Below are 13,822 nucleotides of genomic sequence, written 5' to 3' on the forward strand. Positions count from 1 at the left end.
CTTAGTAAGCGTTAGCACCAGTGAACCCTTTGAAAACGGTCATGAAGATGATTTTGATGTCCATCCAAACAGACCAGTGGTGGATGTAATCCAAATCAAACTCGACTCTCTTTTCCATTTTTTCTAAGGTGTCTGTTTCGCCGCGATAGCCATTAATTTGCGCCCAGCCAGTAATGCCCGGTTTTACTTTGTGACGTAGCATGTAGCGGTCAACAATCTGGCGATACTCTTCATTGTGCGCCACGGCATGAGGGCGTGGACCAACAATAGACATGGTCCCTTGCAGTACATTGATAAATTGAGGCAGTTCGTCCAAAGAGGTGCGACGCAGAAAACCACCAAAAGGCGTAATGCGTGGGTCGTTCTTTGTCGCCTGTTTCACGTGAGGGCCTTGATCCATAGTGGTCATTGAACGGAATTTCCATACTTCAATCTTGCGTCCATCGAGACCGTAACGATGCTGTTTAAAAATGACCGGACCTTTAGAGGTCAGCTTAATGCCAATCGCAATGGCGAGCAGGACTGGAGAGATCAAGGCTAAAATAATGCTCGAAAACAAAATGTCTTCAAACCGTTTTACCCAGGAAGAAATTCCAGCAAATGGCGTATCAGATACGCTGAGCGTTTGAACTTGGCCGATTTGCGCCCAACGAGAATGCAAAAGGTTATAGGTAAAGAAGTCGGGAATCAGATACGTATTTGCGGTGGTGTCTGAGAATTGGTTAAGAAGCGATGCAATACGTTCTTTTGCGTGCATTGGCATTGCGATGTAGACGTAATCCACTTCCCCTTTCTTGGCTCGCTCAAGAGCGTGGTCAACTGCCCCTTTAATAGGGTAAGCAGAATTTGGCAACCTGTCGGAAGAACGCTCATCGTAAAAGCCATCAAAAAGTACACCGTGTTCAGTGTGGTTTTGAATTTCGTTAGCAAGGGTAATGCCGTGAGGAGTTTGGCCGATGATGATCGCAGTACGAGTGTTGAATCCTTTTTTTCTTAAATAGGCTAATCCGGTACGGAATGTCACTCGCCATGCCAAAAGTAGAGCGGGCGTAATCGCAAACCACAATGCCAGAATAGTGTTATCAAATAAGTCATAGACTTCCGAAAAATACAGAACAATAAAGATAAGCGCGGAAGTTACTGCCCAGGCCACACAGACAATAATCATCTGCTCTTTAAACGAACTGGTTCGCCAAGAGCGGTACAGATTGCCGCTTTCTGCCATAAATAGAAAGGAGATGCCTCCAACAAAAGCCAGTATGACGTAATCTTTCCCCATCGCAGTATTCATGTCTTTGAACACTAAAAGCAGCATAAAAGAGACGATGACAGCAAGATCTGAGATGCGATATAAAAAAGCGAACTCCACCTCGTGAGAGCGGATAAGTCCTTTTTGTTTCATGACTCAGTTTCCCTTCTTACACGCTACCGCCCTTGGGTGTCTCCCCCCAATTGCCGTGTCGTGAGCGTTATTAGTAGTTGGTGAACAGAGCATTCTGTTGAATGCTTCTGAGTTTTTTGTCACGTGTAATTTCGTTGATAAGTGTAAAAATTTGCGTTGTTGAGGTAAGTGGAAATAAGAATGAAATTTAGACCTTTGGCTAAGTTTGGCGGGTTAGGAAAAAGCTGGTACTTACTCATGAGGGATGAGGAAAAGTATTAAAAATGAAGTATCAGTACAAAGACAATGGTTTATGTGAAGGTAGAAGAAACGGGTGATCTTATTCGTTAACGATTAATGATTTAGTATCGAATTACTTATATTTATTAGGATAAAAAAATCCCTCTCAAGTGAGAGGGATTTATTGTGAATCAGGACGAATGAATTATTCGACTTCTACGCCGTTTTCTTTGTATAGGCGGCGGCATGCACGACCATCACTGTGGAACAGGTGACAACGGTGTGCTGGAATACCAATCTCGATTTTATCGCCGGTATCGACTGCGAGAGTGTCAGGCTGACGGAAAATAACGTCCGCGTCCGCACCTTCTAGGTTTAGGTATACTTGAGTTTCGTTACCTAGCTTCTCAACAATCATCACTTCACCGTGAATGCTTGCATCAGCTTCAGAAGCGGATAATAGGTGCTCAGGGCGAATGCCTAAAGACATGCGGTCGCCACGGTTAACCGTCGTGCCATCCACTGGAATCCAGAAAGATACGCCATTAGATAGTTGAACTTTGACGCGCTCTGCTTCTACTTCATCAATGAATACGCTCATGAAGTTCATTTTCGGAGAACCGATAAAGCCTGCTACAAAGCGGTTTTGTGGGTAATGGTAAAGTTCAAGTGGCTTACCAACTTGCGATACATAACCGCCGTCTAGTACAACGATTTTATCTGCCATTGTCATTGCTTCCACCTGATCGTGTGTTACGTAGATCATGGTACAACCAAGTTGACGTTGTAGCTTAGTGATTTGCGCACGCATGTTTACACGCAGTGCGGCATCCAAGTTTGATAGTGGTTCATCCAGAAGGAATACATTAGGTTGCGATACCAGTGTTCGACCGATAGCCACACGTTGACGCTGACCACCTGAAAGCGCTTTTGGTTGGCGTTCAAGTAAGTGACCCAATTGTAGAATTTCTGCAGCTTGCTCAACACGTTTGTCGATTTCTGCTTTGTCTGCTTTTGCTAATTTTAAGCCAAATGACATGTTGTCATATAAGTTAAGGTGTGGGTAAAGAGCGTAAGACTGGAATACCATACCAACACCACGTTTGGATGGTTCGACGTCATTCATGCGCTGGTCACCAATATACAAATCACCTGAAGTAATGTCTTCAAGACCGGCAATACAACGTAAAAGGGTAGATTTACCACAACCTGATGGACCTACGAAAACAACAAATTCACCTTCGTTGATTGTTAGGTCTACGTTCTTAGAAATCAGTACGTCGCCATACGCTTTACAAACATTTTTTAACGTGACACTCGCCATGTAGCTCGTCCTCGATCAATTTTTTATTATTCACCGCTCATCATTATATGAATTATCTAGCGAGCAGTAACAGTAGGAATCGGTAAGTTATTGCGGTTGGTAAGAAAAGTAGGGTAGCACTTCAATAAAATGTCCTGAATAGAAGTGCTACCCATCATAGCCAAGTACGAGTTTCTCTCCCCCACATTATTCGTGTTGTCTCCCCCGTGAAATAATTACCACAAACAACACCAATAATGACATTCCACTCGTCTGGCAATGCAAAACCAGCAAATCTTTTTCCTAATACGTAGGCACTGCTGGGAAAGGGTTCTTACCATCCACTCTTGGATGACTGAAGTTTGTAAGATTGTGCGAGGTGCGACATCCTCCTAATAGAAATAATTGTAGGGGGAGTAGGTAGGGAGGAGTAAAAAAGGAGGAGGAATAAAGCAGTTGGTCGGAAATCACATTATTGCTCCACCTAAAGTTGAAACCGATCACAGGAAGTGTCCGTTTTGTGATTTGAGTCTCTTACCCTTGGCGATTTAGATCACGAAAATACGTCATAATTGTAAGGGCGTAGGGATTAGGAGGATGAGACATATTGGATTATTTCAGATGATATATGTCGAAATACGGCTGAACCTCAATGGACTAGCCCTACATCAAAAATATAAAAAGGATACGAACATGAAAAAGTTAAGCGCTGTAGCACTAGGTACTCTTGTTGCTTTGGGTTCTTTTGGTGCTAATGCTGCCATCGAAGAAGGACAACTTACTATCTGGATCAACGGCGACAAAGGTTACAACGGCCTTGCTGAAGTTGGTAAAAAATTCGAAGAAGACACTGGCATTAAAGTGACAGTGGCTCACCCAGATGGCCTTCAAGACAAATTCCCTCAAACTGCAGCGACTGGTGACGGTCCTGACATCGTATTCTGGGCTCACGACCGTTTCGGTGGTTACGCAGAAGCTGGCCTGCTAGCAGAAATTAAACCTTCTAAGAACATTCAAGAAGGTATTGTTGATTTCGCTTGGGATGCTGTACGTTACGACGGCAAATTGATCGGCTACCCAGTTGCGGTTGAGTCTCTATCTCTAATCTACAACAAAGACCTAGTTCCAAACCCACCGAAGTCTTGGGAAGAAGTTGCAGCGCTAGATGCAAAACTTAAAAAAGACGGCAAGTCTGCAATCATGTGGAACCTAAAAGAACCGTACTTCACTTGGCCACTAATGGCTGCTGATGGCGGCTACGCGTTCAAATACACTTCTGAAGGTTACGATGTTAAAGACGCTGGTATCGCGAAAGAAGGCGTTAAAGACGCGATGAGCTTCGTAAAAGGCTTGGTAGACAAAGGCGTAATCTCTGCAGATATGGACTACTCAGTATCTGAGTCTGCATTCAACCAAGGCAAGACAGCGATGACGATCAACGGTCCATGGTCTTGGGGCAACATCGAGAAGTCTGGCGTTAACTACGGCGTGACTACGCTACCTAAGTTCCAAGGTCAATCTTCTAAGCCATTCGTTGGTGTTCTAACGGCTGGTATCAGCACTGCGTCTCCAAACAAAGACCTAGCGGTTGAGTTCATTGAGAACTACCTACTAACAAACGACGGCCTACGTATGGTTAACAACGATAAGCCTCTAGGTGCGGTAGCGCTTAACTCGTTCCAACGTGAACTAGATTCAGATACTCGTATCGCTGCGACAATGGACAACGCGATGAACGGCGAAATTATGCCAAACATTCCTCAAATGAACGCATTCTGGGGCGCGGCTAAGAACGCAATCATCAACGTAGTTGATGGTCGTCAAACTGTCGATGCAGCATTGGCAGACGCAGAAAAACAAATGACTAAATAATTAAGTAAGACCTTTTTAAGGAGGAGGCAACTCCTCCTTACTTTTCTATATTTATTCTATATTCGCTAGCAGGTTCCCTATGCAGTCAGTTCAAGGTACAAATGCTATGACAGCACCAGAAGCCAGCCTTCCGAGCAGCAAAAAAGTGTTCATGAAATGGTCACTTTTAGGCACAGTCGGCATTATCAATGGCTACGCAACAATCCTTATGTATTCACGCGGTGAGATTGCGTTTGCACTACTTACGATCATTCTTACCGCTTTAGCGTTGTTCATCTTTGGTAGTAAAAAGACGTACGCACACCGTTACATCTACCCTGGTATCGCAGGGATGATCCTTTTCATTCTTTTCCCTCTGGCGTACACCATAGGTTTGGCGTTTACCAACTACAGCGCGAAAAACCAACTCTCTTTTGATCGTGCGCAGAGCGTACTTTTGGACAGAACTTATCAAAGTGGTGATAGCTACCCGTTCACTTTATATAAAACGGATCAAGGACATCAGCTTGTGGTTGAAAAAGATGGTGAGCTACTTGCTACGCCCACTTTTCAGCTAGATAGCCTTTCAGCATCGGATCTTGACCTATCGCCAATTGAAGAAGCTACGGGCGAGAAAGAATCAATCAAGACGATTGTTAAGAGCCGTAATACGTTGAGCAGTGTTGATTTGCATCTGCCGAGCGGTGAAGACATCCGCATGAGCGGGTTACGTAAGTTTGCGGCAGTTGTGCCTTTGTACACGCTGCAAGAAGACGGCGAAACGCTTTACAACAACCGTACTGAAGAGACGTTACGTCCAAATATGGAAGTAGGTTACTACCAACCTGTCGATGAAAACGGTCAGTTTGTTGGTAGCACAGTGTCTCCTGGCTTTGTGGTGAACATTGGCACACACAACTTTGAGCGTGTGTGGAAAGATGATGGCATCAAAGAGCCGTTTATCAGTATCTTTATCTGGACGATTGTGTTCTCGGCACTCACCGTACTATTTACGCTTGTAATTGGTCTTGTTCTAGCAAGTGTTGTTCAGTGGGAAGCATTAAAAGGCCGCTCGGTTTACCGACTCTTACTGATTCTGCCTTATGCGGTACCGGCGTTTATTTCTATCTTGATCTTTAAAGGTTTGTTTAACCAAAGCTTTGGTGAGATCAACATGCTTCTGGAAGGTTTGTTCGGTATTAGCCCAGCTTGGTTCTCAGACCCATTCATGGCGAAAACCATGATTCTGATTGTGAACACGTGGCTTGGTTTCCCTTACATGATGATTCTATGTATGGGTCTACTAAAAGCGATTCCTGATGATTTATATGAAGCGTCAGCAATTGATGGTGCGAACTTTATTACTAACTTTACTCGTATCACGCTACCAATGATGTTGAAGCCGTTAACACCACTGTTGATTGCGAGCTTTGCCTTCAACTTCAACAACTTCGTGCTTATCCAGTTGTTGACAGGCGGTGGTCCAAACATGATTGGTACGTCAGAACCTGCGGGTTACACTGACCTATTGGTAAGTTACACCTACCGAATCGCATTCGAAGGTGCGGGCGGTCAAGACTTCGGTCTAGCAAGTGCAGTAGCAACACTTATCTTCCTATTGGTTGGCGCATTGGCACTTATCAACCTACGCGTAACTAAAGTAGCTCAGGACTAAGGAGAGATTACAATGGCAATGGTACAAGGTAAGTCATTAAAGTATCGTGTTTGGGCTACTCATATTGCGATGTGGGCATTCTTGGCACTGATTATTTTCCCTTTACTGATGATCATCGCGATTTCATTCCGTGAAGGTAACTTTGCAACGGGCAGCCTGATCCCAGACAACCCAACGCTTGATCACTGGAAATTGGCATTAGGTTTCTCGGTGACTAACCCAGACGGTACAGTTACACCGCCACCATTCCCAGTCATGACATGGCTGTGGAACTCAGTAAAAGTGGGTGGTATTTCTGCAATCCTAATCGTGGCGCTATCAACCACATCAGCTTATGCGTTTGCTCGTATGAAGTTCAAAGGTAAGAACACTATCCTAAAAGCGATGATGATCTTCCAAATGTTCCCTGCGGTATTGGCATTGGTTGCTCTATACGCGCTGTTCGACAAATTGGGTCAGTACATTCCTTTCCTTGGTTTGAACACGCACGGCGGCCTGATCTTCGCTTACTTAGGGGGTATCGCCCTGCACGTTTGGACGATTAAAGGCTACTTCGAAAGTATTGACTCTTCGTTAGAAGAAGCGGCGGCACTGGATGGTGCGACACCATGGCAAGCATTCCGTTTGGTATTGCTTCCTTTGTCTGTGCCAATCCTAGCGGTAGTATTCATCTTGTCGTTCATCATGGTAATTGGTGAAGTTCCTGTAGCATCACTACTACTTTCTGATGTAGACTCGTACACACTTGCAGTGGGTATGCAGCAATACCTATATCCACAAAACTACTTGTGGGGTGACTTTGCTGCAGCTGCTGTACTTTCAGCAGTGCCAATCACTGCCGTATTCTTACTTGCTCAACGCTGGTTGGTTGGTGGTCTAACCGCTGGTGGTGTGAAAGGATAATCTCTTGTGGTCTGAGATTGATAAGAATAACTAGAAAAGGGCGACCACATGGTCGCCCTTATACGTAGCACGGATATTACAATTTTGGTTTGGCCGCCGATCAGTAATATCTTGGCTTTTATTGGCGTTACGCATAGCTGGCTGTTAGCTTAGTTCCTTACGATTCAATCACTAACAGTTTTTTGTAACCATAACCTGAGTTTAGACTCAGGTTTTTTTATACCTGTTAAATACAGTTGTTCAATAAGCGGATAAAGATTAGCGGCTTTGCAATGGATTACACAGGGCTTGAGTAATGCCCTGCGTAGCACTTCACATAAATAACCTGAGTTCAGGTATCAGTAAAATTGAGGTAGGTAAGGATTAAAACTCTCGACTGGAGGGGGCACATCCAACGTATTGAAGCAGCGTGTATAAGCTTTCTTGCTGTAGTGCGACGCGACGAAATAAATTTGCAAAGGTGACATCACCGCCAAAGCAGGTTTGAATGTAATGGTTAATTTCTGTTTCGTTATACCCCTCGACGTACATGGTTCTTACCCACTGGTACTCGACCGCTTTTAAATTGGTCAACGTCTCTTCACTTAAGGTCGTTTCTTTTAGTCTCAAGATCCAAACTCTATCCAACTCCAAAATAGTGGATGGATTTAAGCAAAGCTAGGTGAAGGATTTATGACAGAGGAGGCCGAGTGTGAAGCAAATGGCAAAACCATGATGTTGCTCCACACTCTGGTTATAAGTAACGTTGAGGTAGTCAATAGCGTTCTTAACGGATGTAGGTTACTTGAGATACTTTACGTGCGCTTCCATCTCTTCCCCGATTTCTTTGCGCATGTTCATAAGGCGGATAGCGGATTGTTCCAAGGCTTTATCTTCATCAGATTCTGGAACCCATTTCGGTACGTCGGTTGGTTTTCCGTTTTCATCCACAGCAACCATAATAACGATACAGTGGGTGGTGAGTCTGTTTTTCATTTGCTTTGGGTCACTGGCTTGCACGTCAATCGCGATGTGCATTGAGCTTCGTCCGGTATAAATGACTTTCGCGCTAACTTCGACTAAGTTGCCGACATGAATCGGCGCAACAAAACGAATACCACCTGCGTATGCAGTAATGCAATATTTGCCACTCCACGCTGCAGAGCAGGCGTAGGCTGCTAAGTCGATCCATTTCATTACGGCGCCGCCGTGCACTTTTCCGCCGAAATTGACGTCACTGGGTTCTGCTAAAAAGCGAAGGGTAATGTCTCTTTGACCACTGCTCATCTGTCTTTCCTTGATGGGTTATTGTTTTCCCAATTTAGCAGTAAGATGAATTTTCGGGAATAGAGAATGAAACAAAATATTAACTTTTATTCGAACGATGAAAACAAAAAGCCACAGCGCAGTTCTGTGGCTTGGGGAACTGGGATTAATTGGCGGTGGAGGCTATCTCGGAATTGGGCAATGGCTTTCTGTGTCGTATTTTTATTTGCGACAGGATAACGCCAGAGATGACTAACAGCCCACCAATAATGTGGTAAGCGTAAATTTTCTCACCAATCAACGTTGAAGCAAGTACGACAGAAACGACGGGCATTAAGTTCATGAACATGGCACTTGAATCAGCGCCAATTGAATCGATCGCTTTCACCCACATTAACGGCGCAAAAATGGAAGCCGCAATGCCAGCATAGGCGATTAATGGTAGCGCGTCTTGGCTTGGTAACAGTTGCTCACTAGATAGCCAAAGTGGTGTAAGCATCACAACCGAGAAGAAGCCTTGCATGTAAACCAGAGTCAAACTATTGAATGGCATTTTCCAGCGTTTTAGCAGCACGCAATAAGCCGCGTATACCATGGCTGCAATCAGCATAAGGCTATCACCTTGGGTCATGTCTTGATGTAAAAAGTAGGTGATATCACCATGACCAAGCATAAACGCCAAGCCGCCGAGCGAAATCACACCACCGACGATACTTAACATTGATACAGACTTGCCTAACAGAGGAACACTTAAAAACACACTGATCAAAGGAACCAAAGAGGTAATCAGTGCCATGTTGGAAGCCGTTGTCGTTAAACCAGCGTAGTAGCCAAGTGATTGGTTGAGCACCATGCCAAGTAACGCAAGAAATGCCAGCTTAGTTAAGTAAGGTCGAATAATGTGTCGTTGTTTGATGATCGCAGGTAGACAAAATGGAGTTAGAAGTACCATTGCGACAAACCAACGATAGAAACTCATCGCACTTGGTTCAATGGCGCTTGCTGCCATCTTATTCACAATTGAGTTACCACCCCAAATCATAACGGTGAAAAACGGAAGTAAATAAATCATGAGAACCCTATAGCACAATTATTGATGGCGCTAGTCTGGCAGGTCTTTATAATAAAAAGTATCTCTTAAAAGACATCGTAAGCGATAGGAAGACAATTTTGAAAAAGAGCGCCAGAAATCTTCATCCCTCATTATCAATCGACCGCGCACCATCGGATGTATTTATGAATTTTGAAGCCTTTCTCTCTAATACAGAAACACGAATTCATAGCCATCCTTGGGGGCAAGTGCAGCTGATCAGCGGTGGGATCCTAGAGATGGATGCAGAAGATACAAGATTTCTAGCGCCTCCGCATCTTGCAATTTGGGTTCCCGCTGGTATCCGTCATACTAGTTACAACCGTAAACCGATCGAATATTGTTCTTTGAACATTGCCCCTGAATTGACGGCGCACTTTCCTACCAAAACGAGTCTGATCAAAGTGACTCCAATCGTGTCGTCCATCATTGAGGACTTTCGCCAACGAGACATTAACGTGGCGCAAAGTGATGAAGACAAGCGCTTGGTCCAGGTGTTATTGGACCAGCTCGCAAAGCAAGAAGTGGAACACCACTTTTTACCAACGACCGATAATAAGTATCTTGAACCGATTTTAAAAGCAGTAGAAGAATCGCCGACGGATGAGATCAGTTTGGCGGAGTGGGCGGAAAAAGTGCATACCACAGAACGCACGTTAGCGAGACATTGCCAGAGTGAGTTGGGCATGAGCTTTACTGAGTGGCGCTTACGTGTGCGATATTTACATTCTATGGAGTTGCTGCGTAAAGGGCAGACCGTAAAGGAAGTCGCGTTGACGTTAGGTTATAACCAAGCTAGCCCTTTTATCGCAATGTTCAAGAAATACTCCGGCATGACACCGGAGCAATATAAGAACCGCTTATTATAACTGAGCCAGAACGTAATTCAGACCACCGACCACGGCTGCAACTTGCGCATCGTTGCACTCTTCGGCGGTCACCGTTGGGCTGTCTGGGTACACTTCCGTTGTCGTGCCGTAAACGCAATTTGTTACGCCGCCACACAGACCCAGCTTCACCATTGGGTAGTTGATAACGCCAAACTGTACGACTGGTGAACCAATGATTTCGCCATTTTCATCTGCAGGTGCAATGTGAGTCACTTTCGCAACCGATTCAATCACCGCTTTTTGAAACTCGGGTTGAGGGTTTTCACTATCTCCAACTGTGTAAAAACCGTCTGGGATCATGCCCTCGATGTACTCAATGCCATCACGAGCGGCAAGCGCAGGACGGAACTCTGTTTCATCGGAGTCTGTCGTCTCGTGCAAATCAATGTGCATTAATACATCGCCTAATGTTGCAACGAGCTTCATGAGGTTGGCAGATTCTTCGGCAGGGCTATCCTTATAGAAAGAGCGGTTTGGATCAATCGCGTTTGGGTTCCAGCGGTTGATCACCTCGTAACCCCAAGGGCTCACGCAAGGTGCAACGACAATATTGAAATGCTCTGCGTAGCGCTCTGCTTCTGTTTCTACAAACTTTAAAGCGCCATGTACACCACTCGTCTCGTAACCGTGCACGCCACCTGTGACCAAAACAACAGGCTTCGTTGAATCCCAGTTGCGAGTTTTGATACAAAACAGAGGGAAACGTGCCTCGTTGTATGAGAGTGCACCGTATTGTTCAATATCAAAACGCTCGCGTAGAGCATCGATTTTACTGACAACTTCATCTTGGTAGCTACGTTTTACTTCTTGCGTTGCTAACCAAGCTTTACGTTCTTCTTCGCTCCAAGGTTGGCCAGGGGTACCGATTGGGTAAATGTATCCACTTTTCATCTATACTTTTTCTTTTGACTGCTGAAAGGTACCACAAGACTAGACCTGTCTTATCTTAACGGCAATATAAAACACCATTTGGGATAGTATTCTTTGCAAAATCATCACTTTGATGAGTGATTTATTGGTGTTACATTTTGTTACTTACTCAATTTCATATAAGAGACAAAAAATGGCTGGAGCAAGTTTACTCACACTGTTGGATGATATTGCCACGGTACTCGACGATGTCGCCTTAATGTCGAAAATGGCGGCAAAGAAAACCGCAGGTGTGTTGGGTGATGACCTAGCGTTAAACGCTCAACAAGTGTCTGGTGTTGCATCTGAGCGAGAAATTCCAGTGGTTTGGGCGGTTGCGAAAGGCTCGTTCAAAAACAAATTGATTTTAGTTCCTTCAGCGTTGCTAATTAGCGCGATTATTCCATGGCTTATCATGCCACTATTGCTAATTGGCGGCTTGTTTCTCTGCTTTGAAGGGGCAGAAAAGGTGCTTGAGAAAGTATTCCCTCACTCCCATCCGCACGAAGAAAAAGAAGAGTTAGTTAATACTGGCGAGTCGATAGAAGAGTATGAAAAACGCAAAGTTGCTGGTGCGATTCGAACGGACTTTATTCTTTCAGCGGAAATCATTGTGATTGCGTTGGGTACCGTGACTGGGGCGAGCCTTGTGACGCAAATCTTAGTGGTGAGCTTAATTGCAGTCATCATGACCATTGGTGTTTATGGCTTAGTAGCAGGCATCGTGAAATTGGATGACTTGGGCTTCTACCTTGAAATTCGCTCAAAAGGTAAGGGCTGGATGGCGAAAGTCGGCAGTGCTTTAGTTGCTTTTGCACCAAAGCTGATGAAGTTGTTAACGATTGTGGGAACTGCCGCGATGTTTTTAGTCGGCGGGGGGATTGTAGTGCACAACGTACCTGCCATTCATCACTTTGTAGAGCCGATTATTATGAACTTTAGTGGTCATTCGGTTGCTACAGCGATTCTGCCTATTTTGCTTAACGGCATTATCGGCTTTGTGGCGGGGTTGATTGTGGTTGCTGTGTGGGCTGCTGTAGAAAAAATTCGCGGCCACTAGTAATCACAGCCCAAAGCAAGACAAGAACAACAAGGGTCATGACTTCTTTTCACAGAAAGGCATGACCCTCTTTTATGGATGGAACGTCAGTAAAGTGGTTACTTCACTTTCCACTCAATTTGTTCATTTGCTCGAATAGGCACAACGATATCATTGCCAAATGGCATCGTTTCCGGCACATCCCAAGCGGATTTTTCTAACGTTACCGTATCTGTGTTGCGCGCAATGCCGTAAAAATCAGGACCATTGAAGCTTGAAAACGCTTCCAAGTTTTCCAGCTTGCCTTCATTCTCGAATACTTCTGCATAAAGCTCTAGCGCTGCGTGTGCAGTGTAAGAACCAGCACAACCGCAAGCGGACTCTTTTGCCCCTTTCGCATGTGGTGCCGAGTCTGTACCTAGGAAAAACTTCTTGCTACCACTAGTTGCTGCTTCGATCAGCGCTTGCTGGTGGGTTCCGCGCTTAAGAATTGGCAAACAGTAGAAATGAGGTTTAATACCACCCACAAGCATATGGTTACGGTTGAAAAGAAGATGGTGAGCAGTGATGGTAGCAGCTACGTTATCTGAGGCGTTATTAACGAAGTTTGCTGCGTCGGCGGTAGTGATGTGTTCTAGAACGATTTTAAGATTAGGGAAGTCATTGACGATAGGAGCGAGGACAGTATCAAGGAATTCTTTCTCTCGGTCGAAGATATCAACATCGTGATGTGTTACTTCGCCATGAACCAGAAGTAACATTCCGACTTCTTCCATCGCTTCGAGAACGTGGTAAATGTTCTTCGCATTGGTCACACCGGAATCTGAGTTTGTGGTAGCGCCTGCAGGATAAAGCTTGGCCGCAACAATGTTTCCGGTGGCTTTAGCCTTACGTATTTCATCTGGTGTGGTGTTGTCTGTGAGGTAAAGCGCCATCAAAGGTTCAAACTGTTCGCCATGTTGCTCTTTTAGAATTCGGTCACGGTAGGCTAGGGCGAGCTCAGTTGTAGTAACTGGTGGGACGGTATTTGGCATGATCAGCGCACGGCCATTGTAGCGGCTGATGTCGCGAACGGTGTCTTTAAGAACTTCCCCATCGCGTAAGTGAACGTGCCAGTCGTCAGGACGAGTGATTGTCAGTGTTGTCATTAATTGCTCCCACCATTGAAAAGTTGTCTGATTGGAGCCTAAGCGCCGTATTTGCTTTTGAGCAAACGCTTGCGCTTAGGCGACAGGATGATAGAGGAATTGCCCTCACATTTCATCCCATTTTTCACTTTTCTACAGAGTGAGAGTG

12 protein-coding genes are annotated in these 13,822 nt (G+C 44.9%); 5 read left to right on the top strand and 7 right to left on the bottom strand.

Annotated features, from left to right (window positions below; all coding sequences use genetic code 11):
* Position 1: 1 nt before the first annotated feature.
* Positions 2-1,402 carry an undecaprenyl-phosphate glucose phosphotransferase gene (locus tag ACHFJ9_RS06935; protein WP_395354424.1) on the bottom strand — a complete coding sequence of 467 codons (1,401 nt, stop codon included), beginning with the start codon at positions 1,400-1,402 and terminating at the stop codon, positions 2-4.
* A gap of 424 nt (positions 1,403-1,826) precedes the next feature.
* Entirely contained in the window at positions 1,827-2,945 is a 1,119-nt protein-coding gene (malK, locus tag ACHFJ9_RS06940) for a maltose/maltodextrin ABC transporter ATP-binding protein MalK (RefSeq protein WP_005375271.1), read from the bottom strand.
* Positions 2,946-3,617: 672 nt separating this feature from the next.
* On the opposite strand from malK, the gene malE reads away from it, so the two are divergent.
* The 3 genes from malE (at position 3,618) to malG (ending at position 7,353) form a co-directional block, all read left to right on the top strand.
* Positions 3,618-4,796 (top strand): maltose/maltodextrin ABC transporter substrate-binding protein MalE, encoded by a 1,179-nt coding sequence (gene malE, locus ACHFJ9_RS06945; RefSeq protein WP_005375272.1) that lies wholly within the window; start codon positions 3,618-3,620, stop codon positions 4,794-4,796.
* 79 nt (positions 4,797-4,875) lie between these two features.
* Positions 4,876-6,450, top strand: a complete 1,575-nt coding sequence (malF, locus tag ACHFJ9_RS06950) for a maltose ABC transporter permease MalF (protein WP_031780258.1) — start codon at positions 4,876-4,878, stop codon at positions 6,448-6,450.
* 12 nt (positions 6,451-6,462) lie between these two features.
* Positions 6,463-7,353, top strand: a complete 891-nt coding sequence (gene malG / locus ACHFJ9_RS06955; protein WP_005375275.1) for a maltose ABC transporter permease MalG — start codon at positions 6,463-6,465, stop codon at positions 7,351-7,353.
* A gap of 363 nt (positions 7,354-7,716) precedes the next feature.
* Here the strand turns inward: malG and ACHFJ9_RS06960 are convergent, their stop codons facing one another.
* From ACHFJ9_RS06960 to ACHFJ9_RS06970, 3 genes are all read right to left on the bottom strand, one after another.
* Positions 7,717-7,962: a hypothetical protein gene (locus ACHFJ9_RS06960; RefSeq protein ID WP_005375277.1), complete on the bottom strand. Its 246-nt coding sequence runs from the start codon at positions 7,960-7,962 to the stop codon at positions 7,717-7,719.
* Between the two features lie 171 nt (positions 7,963-8,133).
* A complete protein-coding gene (locus tag ACHFJ9_RS06965) occupies positions 8,134-8,619 on the bottom strand; it encodes an acyl-CoA thioesterase (protein ID WP_005392490.1) in 486 nt (161 codons plus the stop codon).
* A 145-nt stretch (positions 8,620-8,764) separates the two neighbouring features.
* Entirely contained in the window at positions 8,765-9,670 is a 906-nt protein-coding gene (locus ACHFJ9_RS06970; RefSeq protein WP_258666154.1) for a DMT family transporter, read from the bottom strand.
* Positions 9,671-9,768: 98 nt separating this feature from the next.
* Between ACHFJ9_RS06970 and ACHFJ9_RS06975 the strand changes: the two genes are divergently transcribed.
* The gene (locus tag ACHFJ9_RS06975; RefSeq protein ID WP_048625321.1) at positions 9,769-10,557 is read left to right on the top strand and encodes a helix-turn-helix domain-containing protein; all 789 of its coding nucleotides are present in this window, start codon (positions 9,769-9,771) and stop codon (positions 10,555-10,557) included.
* Here ACHFJ9_RS06975 and ACHFJ9_RS06980 read toward each other — a convergent pair.
* The gene (locus ACHFJ9_RS06980) at positions 10,552-11,469 is read right to left on the bottom strand and encodes a M14 family metallocarboxypeptidase (protein WP_395354429.1); all 918 of its coding nucleotides are present in this window, start codon (positions 11,467-11,469) and stop codon (positions 10,552-10,554) included. The genes ACHFJ9_RS06975 and ACHFJ9_RS06980 overlap by 6 nt on opposite strands.
* 172 nt (positions 11,470-11,641) lie before the next feature.
* Between ACHFJ9_RS06980 and ACHFJ9_RS06985 the strand changes: the two genes are divergently transcribed.
* The gene (locus ACHFJ9_RS06985; RefSeq protein WP_005392495.1) at positions 11,642-12,547 is read left to right on the top strand and encodes a DUF808 domain-containing protein; all 906 of its coding nucleotides are present in this window, start codon (positions 11,642-11,644) and stop codon (positions 12,545-12,547) included.
* Between the two features lie 98 nt (positions 12,548-12,645).
* On the opposite strand, the gene pyrC is transcribed toward ACHFJ9_RS06985, so the two are convergent.
* A complete protein-coding gene (pyrC, locus tag ACHFJ9_RS06990) occupies positions 12,646-13,674 on the bottom strand; it encodes a dihydroorotase (protein WP_048625318.1) in 1,029 nt (342 codons plus the stop codon).
* Positions 13,675-13,822: the final 148 nt, after the last annotated feature.

The sequence above is a fragment of the Vibrio sp. D3 genome (assembly GCF_043995865.1).
Lineage (GTDB): Bacteria > Pseudomonadota > Gammaproteobacteria > Enterobacterales > Vibrionaceae > Vibrio > Vibrio diabolicus.